Annotated in this window: 12 protein-coding genes; 3 read left to right on the forward strand and 9 right to left on the reverse strand. The window is 74.0% G+C overall.

The features are described from left to right. The first annotated feature begins 343 nt into the window (after positions 1-343). Positions 344-1756 (forward strand): alpha-amylase, encoded by a 1413-nt coding sequence (locus tag ACTWP5_RS07270; protein ID WP_443219917.1) that lies wholly within the window; start codon positions 344-346, stop codon positions 1754-1756. Between the two features lie 33 nt (positions 1757-1789). Here ACTWP5_RS07270 and ACTWP5_RS07275 read toward each other — a convergent pair whose 3' ends face one another. The 4 genes from ACTWP5_RS07275 to glnII all read right to left on the reverse strand — a co-directional run bounded on the left by ACTWP5_RS07275 (position 1790) and on the right by glnII (position 5896). After that, positions 1790-2542, reverse strand: a complete 753-nt coding sequence (locus ACTWP5_RS07275; protein WP_443219918.1) for an N-acetylmuramoyl-L-alanine amidase — start codon at positions 2540-2542, stop codon at positions 1790-1792. A gap of 135 nt (positions 2543-2677) precedes the next feature. After that, positions 2678-3331: a LuxR C-terminal-related transcriptional regulator gene (locus ACTWP5_RS07280; protein ID WP_443219919.1), complete on the reverse strand. Its 654-nt coding sequence runs from the start codon at positions 3329-3331 to the stop codon at positions 2678-2680. A gap of 17 nt (positions 3332-3348) precedes the next feature. After that, positions 3349-4665, reverse strand: coding sequence for a sensor histidine kinase (locus ACTWP5_RS07285; protein WP_443219920.1), 1317 nt, complete (start codon positions 4663-4665; stop codon positions 3349-3351). 208 nt (positions 4666-4873) lie between these two features. After that, positions 4874-5896 (reverse strand): glutamine synthetase, encoded by a 1023-nt coding sequence (glnII, locus tag ACTWP5_RS07290; protein ID WP_443219921.1) that lies wholly within the window; start codon positions 5894-5896, stop codon positions 4874-4876. A 238-nt stretch (positions 5897-6134) separates the two neighbouring features. On the opposite strand from glnII, the gene ACTWP5_RS07295 reads away from it, so the two are divergent. After that, positions 6135-7088, forward strand: a complete 954-nt coding sequence (locus ACTWP5_RS07295; protein WP_443219922.1) for a Gfo/Idh/MocA family protein — start codon at positions 6135-6137, stop codon at positions 7086-7088. A gap of 46 nt (positions 7089-7134) precedes the next feature. On the opposite strand, the gene ACTWP5_RS07300 is transcribed toward ACTWP5_RS07295, so the two are convergent. From ACTWP5_RS07300 to ACTWP5_RS07310, 3 genes are all read right to left on the reverse strand, one after another. After that, the gene (locus tag ACTWP5_RS07300; RefSeq protein WP_443219923.1) at positions 7135-8142 is read right to left on the reverse strand and encodes a GNAT family N-acetyltransferase; all 1008 of its coding nucleotides are present in this window, start codon (positions 8140-8142) and stop codon (positions 7135-7137) included. A gap of 55 nt (positions 8143-8197) precedes the next feature. Next, a complete protein-coding gene (locus tag ACTWP5_RS07305) occupies positions 8198-9265 on the reverse strand; it encodes a S66 family peptidase (RefSeq protein ID WP_443219924.1) in 1068 nt (355 codons plus the stop codon). Between the two features lie 87 nt (positions 9266-9352). Beyond that, complete coding sequence (locus tag ACTWP5_RS07310) at positions 9353-9751, reverse strand: DUF2795 domain-containing protein (protein ID WP_443219925.1); 399 nt, start codon at positions 9749-9751, stop codon at positions 9353-9355. A gap of 418 nt (positions 9752-10169) precedes the next feature. Between ACTWP5_RS07310 and ACTWP5_RS07315 the strand changes: the two genes are divergently transcribed. Continuing rightward, positions 10170-10634 (forward strand): SPW repeat protein, encoded by a 465-nt coding sequence (locus tag ACTWP5_RS07315; protein WP_443219926.1) that lies wholly within the window; start codon positions 10170-10172, stop codon positions 10632-10634. Between the two features lie 111 nt (positions 10635-10745). Here the strand turns inward: ACTWP5_RS07315 and rsgA are convergent, their stop codons facing one another. Next, entirely contained in the window at positions 10746-11882 is a 1137-nt protein-coding gene (rsgA, locus tag ACTWP5_RS07320) for a ribosome small subunit-dependent GTPase A (RefSeq protein WP_443219927.1), read from the reverse strand. Between the two features lie 307 nt (positions 11883-12189). Then, the gene (locus ACTWP5_RS07325) at positions 12190-13164 is read right to left on the reverse strand and encodes a helix-turn-helix transcriptional regulator (protein WP_443219928.1); all 975 of its coding nucleotides are present in this window, start codon (positions 13162-13164) and stop codon (positions 12190-12192) included. Positions 13165-13187: the final 23 nt, after the last annotated feature.

A 13187-nucleotide genomic window follows, 5' to 3' on the forward strand; every position in this document is an offset into this window, starting at 1 on the left:
TGGCGCGGGGCGGGAGTCCTCCGGACAGCGTCCCCGGCCGGCCGGGCGCGTGGGGCCGGACCGGCCCGCGGCCGACCGGGGGCGGGTCGCAAGCTAGCAGTGCGGGCCGCGGCGTGTAAGAGGTTGCGCAAGTTGTTGCGGCATCCGTGTGCCCGATCAGGCCATACCAACGGGGCGGATGGCGGGGAACTTCCGGGTGTGCCGGGAGCCTTGACCGTGTTACCGAGTCGTCCTACGGTCTGTGGTGCACCAGGCATGCAAGAAATTGCAGCAAGAGTCATGGCGCGTGGCCTCTTCGCTGGTCCGAACACCCCCCACCCCCACATCACCATCAGGAGGCGCCATGTCGCGTTCACGACGACTCGGCGGGACCCTCGCGGGTCTCGCGGTCGCCGCGTCCGCCGCGGTGACGTTGACCGCCCTACAGCCGTCCTCGTCGGCCGAGGCGGCACCCCCGGGGAACCGGGACGTCACCGCCGTGCTCTTCAGCTGGACCTTCGACTCCGTCGCCCGCGAGTGCACCGACCGCCTCGGCCCCGCCGGATACGGCTACGTGCAGGTCTCACCGCCACAGGAACACATCCAGGGCGGCCAGTGGTGGACCCAGTACCAGCCCGTCAGCTACGAGATCAACGGCAGGCTGGGCAACCGCCAGCAGTTCCAGAACATGGTCGACACCTGCGCCGACGCGGGCGTCGGCGTCGTCGTCGACGCCGTGATCAACCACATGACCGCCGGCTCCGGCACCGGGACCGGCGGCTCCTCGTACACGAAGTACGGATACCCGGCCGTGCCCTACGGCGACGGCGACTTCCACGGCTGCCGCAGCGAGATCAACGACTACGGCAACCGCGACAACGTCCAGAACTGCGAGCTCGTCGGCCTGTCCGACCTCGACACGGGCAGCCCGTACGTGCAGCAGACCATCGCCGACTACATGAACGACCTCCTCGCCATGGGCGTGGCCGGCTTCCGGATCGACGCCGCCAAGCACATGTCCGCGAACGACCTCGCCGGCATCAGGGCCCGCGTCAACGGCGGGAACGTCTACTGGAAGCAGGAGGTCATCCACGGCGCGGGCGAGGCCGTCCAGTCCGGCGAGTACACCGGCGTCGGGGACGTGCAGGAGTTCCGCTACGCCTTCGACCTCAAGCGGGTCTTCCAGAACGAGAACCTCGCCTACCTCAGGAACTACGGCGAGGGCTGGGGCTACCTCCCCGGCGGCGGCGCGGCCGTCTTCGTCGCGAACCACGACACCGAACGCAACGGCTCCACCCTCAACTACACCAACGGCGCGGACTACACCCTCGCCCACGTCTTCATGCTCGCCTGGCCGTACGGCTCACCGGACGTCCACTCGGGCTACGACTTCTCCAGCCACGACGCCGGCCCGCCGAACAACGGCGACGTGGGCGCCTGCTACCAGGACGGCTGGCGCTGTCAGCACGCCTGGCCCGAGATCGCGTCCATGGTGGCCTTCCGCAACGCCACCGACGGCCAGCCCGTCACCGACTGGTGGGACAACGGCGGCGACGCCATCGCCTTCGGGCGGGGAGGCCAGGGCTTCGTGGCCATCAACCACGAACAGTCCGAGCTGACCCGGACGTACCAGACGTCGCTGGCACCGGGCGACTACTGCGACGTGCAGAGCGGCAGGACCATGACGGTCGACGGCTCGGGACGGCTCACCGCGACCCTCGGCGTCAACACCGCGCTCGCCCTCCACACGGGCGCGGCGGGCGCCTGCGGGGCGTAGCGCGGCGCGCGGGCCGGCCCGCCCCGGGGAGCGTCAGCGGCGGGGATCGAAGGAGCCGTCGCGCACGTACGGGGCGAGCTGGCCCGGGCAGTCGGTCGGACTCAGATCGCCGTGCCGGTTGATGCCCAGGCCGGCGCCGCCCGCCTCGCGCAGGGCGGCGACGGTCCGCCGGATGGCGCGGACCATCGCCGGTGTCACCGGGTCGTACGTCCCCGGCACGCCCCCGACCAGGCCGCAGATGGCGTACCAGTTCTGGTTGCCCTCGCCCGCCCCGTTGGCCGCGGTGCGGCGCCACGGGCCGCGTCCCTCGAAGACGTGGCCGTGCACGCACACCAGGTAGGTGTAGGCGATGTCCGACCAGCCGTTGTCGTCCATGTGCTGGTCCTGGATGATGCGCACCTGCTCGGCGCAGTCGCCGTGGTCGTCCCGCGCGACGGGGTCGCCTCCCACGTAGTGGATGGCGACCCCGCCGTTCCACGGCGTGATCACCGGGTTCGACGGCCGGCGCCGCGGCCGGGCGTTCCACTCGGAGCGCGGCACGAGCTTCGCGATCTCGATCTCGGGCGGGGCCGCGACGGCCGGTGCGGCGGGCCGCTCCGGCGCGGCGGCGTGGTCGGGCTCGTCCGCCGCGATGGAGGGCCCGGCGGAGCCACCGGCCCACAACACCGGTAAGCCGGCCGCGGCCGCCAGCAGGCCCCGCCGGGCCACGCGCCGGGGCACGCGCTGTGTCAGCTGCCGCGTCAGCTGCTGGGGGAGTGGCTCGGGTGGCGGAGGCGTGGGCGTCACCCGTGCATCCTCCGCCCGAACGTGTCAGCGACGAAAGGGGCCCGGAGTCGCGAACGTCACACCGTCGGGCCCCTCGCCTCGCCGGGCGTGCCGCCCGCGCCGTCGGCCGTATACGACCGACGGGCCCGGCGGCTCTCAGGAGGCCGCGTGTTCGAGGTACGCCAGCACCGCCAGCACGCGGCGGTTGTCGTCGTCCGACGGGGGCAGGCCCAGCTTGGCGAAGATGTTGGAGGTGTGCTTGGCCACGGCCCGCTCGGTGACGACCAGCCGTTCGGCGATCGCCGCGTTGGACCGGCCCTGCGCCATCAGCTCCATCACCTCCAGCTCGCGCGGGGTGAGCTTCTCCAGCGGCGAGTCCCTCGTGCGCTGCGCCAGCAGCTGCTGGATGACCTGCGGATCCATGGCGGTGCCGCCCCGCGCCACCCGCGTGACGGCGTCCACGAACTGCTCGGCGTCGAAGACCCGGTCCTTCAGCATGTACCCGATGCCGCCGTTGCCGTCGGCCAGCAACTCGCGGGCGTAGAGCCGTTCCACGTGCTGGGAGAGGACCAGCACCGGCAGCCCCGGGCGGGCGCGGCGGGCCGTGAGGGCGCACTGGAGGCCCTCGTCGGTGAAGGACGGGGGGAGCCGGACGTCGACGATCGCCACGTCGAGTTCGAGCTCGGCCAGGGCCCGGCTGAGGGCGGGGCCGTTGTCGACCGAGGCGACCACGGTGAAGTCGTGGGCCTGAAGCAGCCGGACCAGGCCGTCACGGAGCAGGAACAGGTCTTCGGCGACGACGACTCTCACCGCCCCAGCGTATCCACCTAGCGCGTGACGAGCTCGCAGGGGATCTCGATCGTGACGAGCGTCGGGCCGCCCTCGGGGCTGGTGACGGCGAGGACGCCGTCGAAGGGCCCGAGGCGGCGCTCGATGCCGGCCAGCCCCGTGCCGCCCTCCAGGTTCGCGCCGCCGCGCCCGTTGTCGGTGACGGCGATCCGCAGCGTGCCGGACTCGCGGCTGTAGAAGATGTCCAGCCACGCCCGCGCGGCGCCCGAGTGCTTGGCCGCGTTGGTCAGCACCTCGCTGATGGCGAAGTACGCCGCCGACTCCACGGGTTCCGCGAGCCGCCCTGGCAGGTCCGCGTCGACCTCCACGGGCAGCTGCATCCGCAGCGCCAGGGCCCGAGCGGCGTCGGCGAGGCCCCGCTCGGCCAGCACGGGCGGGTGGATGCCACGCACCAGGTCGCGCAGTTCGGTGAGGGCCTCCGCGGAGTTCTGCCGGGCCTGGGCGATCAGCCGCTTCGCCTGCTCGGGGTCCTTCTCGACCAGCGCCTCGATGGTGCCGAGGCTCATGCCCATGGCCACGAGCCGGGCCTGGGCGCCGTCGTGCAGGTCGCGCTCGATGCGGCGCAGCTCCGCCGCCGAGTCGTCCACCGCGTCGTACCGGGTTTCGGTCAGGTGCGCCACGCGCTGCGCCAGCTCCTGCTTCTCCGACCATCCCATCAGGTGGCCGGCCAGGAGGAAGTGGCCGCGGATCAGCAGCGGGTTGACGTAGAGCGCCAGCACGGCGAGGCCGGTGCCGGTGACGGCGGCCAGCACCGCCGTGCCCCAGGAGCTGACGGGCACGAACGCGTACCAGAACGTGCCGCCCGCCCCGACGATGGGCTGCCACACGCCGGCCACGAGCACCAGGCCGTAGAGGAAGTAGCCCAGCAGCGCCCCCGGCAGCAGCGCCAGGACGAAGCCGGCCACGGCGTCGCAGAACAGCCAGCCCACGTCCCGCCAGGTGGCGGGGTCCCGCAGCACGAAGAAGCAGCGTTCCACGAGGCCCGCGGCGGTGGGGCGGCGGGCCGTGGCCGGGATCGTCCGGTACGCGGGTGGGATGGTCAGGCCGCACCAGGCGCGGGCGAACGCGCGGCGGTGGTTGGCGTGCAGGCGGATGGCGTCGACCAGGAACGGCGTGCTGAACAGGCCCAGACCGATCACGGAGAGGCTGAGCGACACCACGAAGAGGACGAACAACAGCAACGAGACGCCGAGGGACAGCAGCGAGAGCAGCATCCCGCGGACCGCGGCGAGCAGTGCTTCTCCTACCCGGCGGGCGGACAGGCCCGGTCCCGGGCCCAACGTGGTGGTGGTCATGAGAGAACTGTCACGCATCGGGGCGCCGCCCGTCAGGTGGGTGGCGCCCCGAAGGCATGGTGTATCTGGATACACCCGGACGAGGGTGGGCCGTCCGCGTGGTGGTGGGTGTCTCCCCGGGTCCACGCCCGAGCTGCTGGCCGTGGCCGGGGAGACGTCGTGGGGTTTGGCGCGACCGGACGGGTCCGGAGGGCCGGACGGGGAGGGCTCAGACGAGGCCGGCCTTCTCCAGCTCCGTGCAGACGGTGTCCACCAGCAGGCGGGTCACCACGTACGGGTCGCAGTTGGCGTTCGGGCGGCGGTCCTCGATGTAGCCCTTCTTGTCCCGCTCCACCTGCCACGGGATGCGGACCGAGGCGCCGCGGTCGGAGACGCCGTAGCTGTACTGGTCCCACGGCGCGGTCTCGTGGGCGCCGGTGAGCCGGTCCTCGACGCCGACGCCGTAGTTCTTGACGTGCAGCAGCGGCTTGTCGTCCTTGCCGAGGGCGTCGCACGCCGCGATGATCGCGTCGTAGCCCTCGCGCATGGCCTTGGTGGAGAAGTTGGTGTGCGCACCGGCGCCGTTCCAGTCGCCCTTGACCGGCTTGGGGGTCAGGGTGGCGGAGATGCCGAAGTCCTCACCGGTGCGGTAGAGCAGCCAGCGGGCGATCCACAGCTGGTCGGCGACCTCCAGCGGGGAGAGCGGGCCGACCTGGAACTCCCACTGGCCCGGCATGACCTCGGCGTTGATGCCGGAGAGGGTCAGGCCCGCGGCCAGGCAGTTGTCGAGGTGGGCCTCGACGACCTCGCGGCCGGCGATCTCGTCGGCGCCGACACCGCAGTAGTACGGGCCCTGCGGGCCGGGGAAGCCGCCGTCGGGGAAGCCGAGGGGCCGGGCGCCCCGGAAGAAGGTGTACTCCTGCTCGATGCCGAAGATCGGCTCCTGGCCGGCGAACTTCTCCGCGACCGGGCGCAGCTGGGCGCGGGTGTTCGACACGTGCGGGGTGTCGTCGCCCGGGTTGTACACCTCGCACAGGACCAGCTTGTCCTCGCCGCCGCGGATCGGGTCCGGGTAGACGGAGACGGGCTTGAGCACGCAGTCGGAGGCGTGGCCCTCGGCCTGGTTGGTGCTCGACCCGTCGAAGCCCCAGATCGGCGGCTCGGCGCCGTCGGCGAGGATCTTCGTCTTCGAGCGCAGCTTCGCGGTCGGCTCGGTGCCGTCGATCCAGATGTATTCGGCCTTGTAGCTCACTTTCGGCTTCCTCCGGGAGGTGTTTTCGCGGGTGCGGTCACGTACGCGCCATACGTGTGCCGCCACCATCGCGACCAGCAGTTTCCCGGCAGTTGCTCGTCCGTTAAGGCGCTGTGAACTACATCCGCCACGGGTGGCTCACGGTGGGAGAGGCCGGGGCCGTAGGGTGGGCGCCGGCGTGAGACCGCCGACAGATCGCTGACAGACCGCCGACCGACCGCTGACAGGAGGCGCCGTCATGAGATTCGGCCTGCTGGGAACGGGTCCCTGGGCCCGCAGGGCGCACGGGCCCGCGCTCGCCGCGCATCCCGACGTCGAGCTGGTCGGCGTGTGGGGCCGGCGCCCCGAGGCGGCGGCGGACCTGGCCGACGAGCTGGGGACCCGTGCACACGACAGCGTCGACGCGCTGCTGGCCGACTGCGAGGCCGTGGCCGTCGCGCTTCCCCCCGACGTGCAGGCGCCGCTCGCGATCAGGGCGGCCGAGGCCGGGCGTCACCTGCTGCTGGACAAGCCGGTGGCCACGACGGTGGCCGGCGCGCGGGAGCTCGCCGACGCCGTGGGGCGGGCGGGCGTCGCCTCCGTGGTCTTCTTCACCCTGCGGTTCTCCCAGGAGACGGCCGCGTGGGTCGCCGCCCAGAGCGCCACGGACGGCTGGCTGACCGGACGGGCCGACTGGTTCTCGCCGGTCTTCGGCGGGGCGGACAGCGCGTACGCCGCCTCGCCCTGGCGGCGCGAGCGGGGTGCCCTGTGGGACGTGGGGCCGCACGCGCTGTCGGTGCTGCTGCCGCCGCTGGGCGAGCTGCTGCCGGGCGCCGGGGCCGTCACGGCCGCCCGTGGCCCCGGCGACATGGTGCACATCGTGCTGCGCCACGCCTCCGGAGCCTCCAGCACCGTCACCGTCAGCCACACCGTGCCGCCGCAGGCGGCGGCGGTCACCGCCGAGCTGCGGGGCGCCGCCGGGGTCTCCACGCTGCCCGAGCGCGCCGAGGGCGGCGTGGTCCCGGCGGCGGGTCGGGCGGTCGACGCGCTGCTCCAGGCGGTCCGCACCGGCGAGCCGCACCCGTGCGACGTGCGCTTCGGGCTGCGGGTGACGGAGATCCTGGCCGCGGCCGAGGAGGCGCTCGGGCCCGTGCCGGCGGACCGGCCCGCCGAGCCCCACCCCGTCCCGGCGCCGGCCGCTCCCACGTCCTGAGACCGGCCGGCCGCGCGGCCCGCCCGCGCGGCGGCCCCCGCGGGCCCTACACCGGCGCGGTGGCCAGGTCCAGCTCCCAGTCCTGGGCCGTCTCCTCGCGGCCGAAGCGGTTCTCCACCACGCTGCCGCTCAGCCGGAAGCCGACGCTCTCGTAGATCCGGCGGGCGTTGCCCAGCCTCTCGTTGGTCCACAGCACCATGCGCGCGTACCCTGCCCGCCGGGCGAAGCGCAGGCACTCCTCCACGAGCGCGCGCCCCAGGCCGAGGCCCCGGGCGTGCGGCTCGATCAGCAGCAGCCGCAGCCGGGCCGTGGGCAGCGCCACCTCGTGTTCCCTGGCCTCGTCCACGCACAGGACCGAGCCGACGGGGGCGCCGTCCAGCTCGGCGATCCACAGGGCCTCGCGGGCCGGGTCGTGGGCGTGGGCGTACCGGGAGACGACGTCGGCGACGAGCGTCTCGAAGGCCGCGTTCCAGCCGTACTCCGCCGCGTAGAGCGCGCCGTGCCGCTGGACCACCCAGCCCAGCTCGCCGGGGAGCGGCGGCCGCAGCCGGTAGGGCGGCGTCGCGTCGCCGGGGCGGGCGGCACGGCGCGCGGCGGGCCGCAGGCGGAGCAGGCCGCTGACGGTGCCGAGGGCGGAGAGCAGCAGCTCCCGCTCGGCGGTGGTCAGGTCCCTGACCAGGGTGCCGGTCACCTCGGTGGAACGCCTCTCCAGCGTCGCGGCCGCCGCGCGTCCGGCGGTGGTGAGCTCGACGAGCTGGCGCCGCGAGTCGTCGGGGTCCCGGCGCCGCGTCAGCAGGCCGTCCTCCTCGGCCCGGGTGAGGAGCCGGCTGAGCTGTCCCGCGTCCATCTCCAGCTCCCGGCGGAGCTCGGTGACGGGGAGCCGGTCGCGCTGGGCGAGCTCGTAGAGCACGCGGGCCTGCGGCAGCGAGTACGGGGTGCCGAGCCGGTGCTCGTAGTCGAGGGCGCCGATGAGCCGGGTGTAGTCGCGGTTGAACTCCCGGATGCGCCGCACGGCCTCGTCCTCGGGCACCCGACCGTTTGTTGAGCCAGTCATTGACTCAGTCAAACATTGGGGGAGGGAGTGCCGCAAGGGACGGGGCGGCGCACACTCAGTACGTCACGGTGATCCGCCCGGCCGGCCCGTCCACGCGGACGAGCCCGCCGTAGGGGATGACCTGCTGCGGGTCGGTGTGGCCGATGTCCACGTCGAAGACGGCCATCGCCTCCGGCGCGTACTCCGCCAGCGCCCGCTCCACGGCCGCGCGCTGCTCGCGGCGGTACGCGGCGCGTTCGGCCTCGGGGCGGGGGTCGCGGAACGACCGGGCCTTGGCCCGGCCCACCAGGACGGCGGGATAGCGGCGCAGCAGGCCGCGCTCGCCCATGCTCCGCAGCACGTGGTAGACCTCGCGGGCCGGCGGCAGGTCCTCGGAGGTCTCCAGGAACAGCACCCGTCCCTCGTGCTCGGCGGGCTCACCGATCTCGCGGTCGGCCATCAGCAGCCAGGCCAGCACCTCCACGCAGCCGCCCCAGGCGCGTCCCTCGACGACCCGGTCGCTCCGGTGCCAGCTCCAGCCGGGGCACGGCTCCGCCCCGGGCTCGCGGGCCAGCGCGTCCGGGTCGTGCCAGGGGCGCTCGATGTCGTTGGAGGAGGTCACCTCCCGCAGCTCGTGGGGGCCGGAGGTGAAGAGCGCGGCGCGCAGCGAGTCCGCGGTGACGGGGTGCATCGCGCCGGGCCGCCCGAACTCCACCATCACGCTGCCGCCGTGGTACCCGACGACGCCGGTGGCGGCGAGCCAGGCCAGCAGGGCGGTGTTGTCGCTGTAGCCGAGGAACGGCTTGGGGTGGGCCCGGACCAGCTCGCGGTCGAGGTGGGGCAGCACGGTGATCTGGTCCTCGCCGCCGATGCTGGCCACGATCGCCGCGACCGAGGGGTCGGCGAACGCCTCGTGCAGCTCCGCCGCCCGCTGCCGGGGTGAGGTCCGCAGGGTCCGCGTGCCCGGGTACTCGACGACCTGGAGGCCGAACTCCTCCGTCAGCCGCCGCAGCCCCAGCTCGTGAGGGCCGGGGAAGACCTCCGCCAGCCCGCCGGACGGCGAGACGACGGCGATCCTGTCGCCCGGCCGCGGCTTCGGCGGATAGACGGGGAGTGTCGGCCCGGTGCCGGTGCGCGGCGTCATGCCGGCAGGCTACGGCGGCGCGGAACGCTCGGCCCACCGCTTTTCCCCGTCGGCGGGCGCGGTGGGGGCGTGGCCACCAACGAGCGCCTAGCGGCTGGGGCCGCGCCCGAGGGCGTCCGCGACCTCCTGGACGTTGACGTAGGTGACGCCCTTCGGCAGCTCGCGCGCGGCCTCGACGAGGGCGTCCGGCGCGTGCTCGGCCTGGAGGGTGCTGAGCACCTCCTGGCGCTTGGCCGGGAAGATCGTGGGCCGCAGGTGCCGGGCGAGTTCGAAGCGGAACTCCACGTCCTCCGCCTCGTCGACGTCGGGGTCGCCGCGCGGCGGCACCGTGCGCCGGGCCACCTCGGGATCGTCCTCGGCGGTCGGCTCGGGGTCCCGCCACTCCTCGGCACGGAGGGGGCGTTCGGCGCGCAGCCGGTCGTCGAGCTCGCGCTTCATCGCGTCGTCGCGCTGGGGGCTGACCCGGTCACTACCTCGCTGTTGCATGGCTGTCCACCTCTCGTGCTCGGGCTCTCGCGAGTACCCCGTCGGGGCGGCGCCGACACGACGGGCCCGGCCCCGGCCGCGTTTGACCGCCGGTGGAACGGGAAGTCGCACTATCCGGCCGCGAGCGGCCTGTGGGCGGTGGAAGGCTCCGGGTACGGGCAATCAGGGGGCCCGACCCGGAGCCGACCCCCGTTGTGGGGCCCCCGGCTCGGGGCCCCCGGCTCGAGGGTCTCGAGGGAGCCCGTCGGGCAGCCGCCGCACGCTCGTCGCCGCCCCCGTCACCCTCACGGAGCCTCCCGGCTGTCTCCGTCGCGCCGACTGTGGTAAATGTCGCGAATGTCTTATGTGCGAGCATAATGGGAAGTGTCTTGTTGTCCTCCCCATGGCCTACACGGCTGGAACGAAGGAGGCACCTCACATGACCGACGTCTCTCACGCCAGGACGGTGGAGCGCACGGAGATGACCGGACATCCCGACGCCATGGAGATGCGGGCGCGCTACGACCGCGTCCTCGGTGGCAAGGACGTGATGTTCGTCGACGCGCCCGTGTTCCTCGCCGGACTCTACGTCGCCGTCTCGCCCTGGGTGGTGGGCTTCACGGCAGGTCAGCCCGACCTCATGATCAACAACCTGATCGTGGGCCTCGCGCTGGCCGTGCTGGCACTGGGGTTCACCACGGCACCGGAGCGGATGTACGGCCTGAGCTGGGCGATCTGCGCCATCGGCGCCTGGCTGGTGATCTCCCCGTGGATCGTGGGCGACAGCCCGGACGGCGGGGTGATCCTCAGCAACGTCATTGTCGGCGGCGTGGTCTTCCTCCTCGGGCTGGCGAGCGTCGCCGCGGCAGCCAAGGCGAGGGGGGCGATGAAGACGACCGACTGACGGAAGGCACACACGCCACGGTGGGGCGCCGCGCACGCGTGCGGCGCCCCACCGTGTGTGTCCCGACCGTGTGTGTCCCGACCGGCCGAGTCCGGCCAGGCCGGCCGCCGGCTACCTGTCCCGGCCGCGCGAACGGTACATCGCCCGCTGCGCCCTGTGGATCACCTTCCACTGCCGGGTCTGCTCCGCCCGCAGCCGGGCGTCGCTGCGCGCCGCCGCCCAGGCGTTCTCGCGCTGGAGCTTGCGGTAGCTCGCCAGCCGGCGCGGCGCGAGCTCGCCCGCCTCGATCGCGGCCTGGACCGCGCAGCCCGGCTCCGAGTCGTGGCCGCAGTCGCCGAACCGGCACTCCGCGGCCAACTCCTCGATCTCCGCGAAGACCTGCTCCAGACCGGCCGACGCCTCGTGCAGACCCACGCCGCGCAGCCCCGGCGTGTCGATCAGCGTGCCGCCCTCGCCGGGCAGGCCCGGCAGCGGCACCAGCTCCCGGCGGACCGTGGTGTGGCGGCCCTTGCCGTCCTGCGCGCGGATCGCGCCGGTGGCCAGGCGTTCGTCACCGAGCAGCGCGTTGCCGAGGCTGGACTTCCCCGCGCCGGACCGGCCCAGCAGCGCCACGGTGCCGCGCAGCAGCGACCGCAGCACGTCGAGGCCCTCGCCCGTCAGGGTGCTGGTGGCGACGGCGTCCACGCCCGGCGCCACCTCGGCCACCTCGACCAGCGTCTCGGCGGCGTACCGCGCGTGCTCGCCGTCGGCCTTGGTGAGGGCGACCACCGGCTGGGCGCCGCTCTCCCAGGCCAGGGCGAGCAGCCGCTCCAGCCGCCCGGCGTCCAGCGCCTCGGTCAGCGCGACGGTGAGCACGACGGTGTCCACGTTGGCGGCCAGCACCTGGCCGTGGGAGGTGGCCGCCGCGGCGGCCCGCACGATCGCGGTGCGGCGCGGCAGCAGGACGGCGATCTCCGGCAGGCCCCGCACCCCGGGGCCGGGCTGTCCCGGGTGGAGCCCGGCCCAGTCGCCCGTGCACGGCGCGGACACGGGATCGGAGGAGAAGACGGCGGCGGTGCTGGCCCGCACCGTGCCGTCGTCGGTGACGACGTCGCACTGCCCGCGGTCGACGGCGACGACGCGGCCGGGCACCAGTCCGGCGTCGCGGTGGGCGGCGAAGTCACGCTCCAGCCCCTCGTCCCAGCCGTAGGCGGCGAGCGGGGGCGGAGGAGGAGTGGGGGAGGACGGTGAGGAGGTGAAGGAACGCAAGGCGAGTGACCCTTTTCGAAGCGGGGATCCGCCCCCGGCGCGCGCACGGGTGGGCCGTCGACCCGGAAGCCGGGCGGGCTACCGAGCGGGACAGGCTGTGGCGACCGAACGAACGGTCAGGCCGGGGTCCGGAAGGGGTGGATGGACGAACGGGCGCCGCACAGGGCAGCGGACATCACCGCGACAGTCATCAACCTCACCTCCCGGTCACTCGCACCAGCCGGCGTCGCGTGCCACGGGCACGCGCCCCGCCAGGCGTGGCGGGCGCGCACAGGCTAGCACCCCCCATCCGACGCCGTCGCGCGATTTATCCGCGCCGCGTGGCGTCCACCGCCCGCGTGAAGCGTTCGCCCCACTCCCGCACCTGCTCGCGCAGCTCGGCGGGCTGAAGCACCCGGAACTCCGCGCCGATCGTGCCCAGCGCCATCGTCGGCCAGTCCAGCGACGCGGCCGACATCCGCACCCGGCACGTGGCGGCGTCCACCTCCTCGACCGCGCACCAGCGCCCGATCCGCTGGCTGACGGCCGCCGCCGGCGCGTCGACCAGCGCCTCCACCTCGTACGGGCGGGTCGCGTCCCTCAACCCCGCGCGGATGTACGCGGCGGCGTCCTCCGCGGGCAGCGGGCGCGGGCGGAAGCGCACGCCGTCGCCGCGCGGCCCGACGAGCCGGTCGACGCGGAAGCTCCGCCAGTCCCGACGGGTCAGGTCGTAGGCCACGAGGTACCAGCGGCGGTCCAGGCTCACGAGCCGGTGCGGCTCGACGTGCCGCTCGGTGCGGCGGCCGTCGGCGGCGGTGTAGGCGAACCGCAGCCGCTCGTCGTCCCGGCAGGCCAGCGCCGTCACCGTCAGCACGTCGGGGTCGACGCGGGCGCCGAGGGGAGCGTCCCAGTGGGCGGGCACCGTCATGGCGCGCAGCGCCTCCACCCGCCGCCGCAGGCGGGTGGGCATCACCCGCACCACCTTCGCCAGCACGCGCACGGATGCCTCGGCGATGCCCGCCACCGAGCCCTCCGCGGCGGTCTGGAGTCCCACGGCCAGTGCCACGGCCTCCTCGTCGTCCATCACCAACGGCGGCAGCGCCGCGCCCGCCGCGAGCTGGTAGCCGCCGTCGACGCCGCGCTGCGCCTGCACGGGATAGCCCAGCTCGCGCAGCCGGTCGACGTCCCGGCGCAGGGTGCGCGCGGAGACGCCGAGCCGCTCGGCGAGCTCCTCGCCCGGCCAGTACCGGTGGGTCTGGAGCAGGGACAGCAGCTGGAGCATGCGGCCGGAGGTGTTCGCCATGGTTCTGATTCTCTCGCGCTCCT

This window comes from Streptomyces sp. 4N509B (assembly GCF_052245655.1).
Classification (GTDB): Bacteria; Actinomycetota; Actinomycetes; order Streptomycetales; family Streptomycetaceae; genus Streptomyces.

Coding starts and splice junctions, on each gene's coding strand:
- ACTWP5_RS07270 (WP_443219917.1), top strand. CDS start 344: ATGTCGCGTTCACGACGACTCGGCGGGACCCTCGCGGGTCTCGCGGTC.
- ACTWP5_RS07285 (WP_443219920.1), bottom strand. CDS start 4,665: ATGACCACCACCACGTTGGGCCCGGGACCGGGCCTGTCCGCCCGCCGG.
- ACTWP5_RS07295 (WP_443219922.1), top strand. CDS start 6,135: ATGAGATTCGGCCTGCTGGGAACGGGTCCCTGGGCCCGCAGGGCGCAC.
- ACTWP5_RS07300 (WP_443219923.1), bottom strand. CDS start 8,142: ATGACTGGCTCAACAAACGGTCGGGTGCCCGAGGACGAGGCCGTGCGG.
- ACTWP5_RS07305 (WP_443219924.1), bottom strand. CDS start 9,265: ATGACGCCGCGCACCGGCACCGGGCCGACACTCCCCGTCTATCCGCCG.
- ACTWP5_RS07310 (WP_443219925.1), bottom strand. CDS start 9,751: ATGCAACAGCGAGGTAGTGACCGGGTCAGCCCCCAGCGCGACGACGCG.
- ACTWP5_RS07315 (WP_443219926.1), top strand. CDS start 10,170: ATGACCGACGTCTCTCACGCCAGGACGGTGGAGCGCACGGAGATGACC.
- ACTWP5_RS07325 (WP_443219928.1), bottom strand. CDS start 13,164: ATGGCGAACACCTCCGGCCGCATGCTCCAGCTGCTGTCCCTGCTCCAG.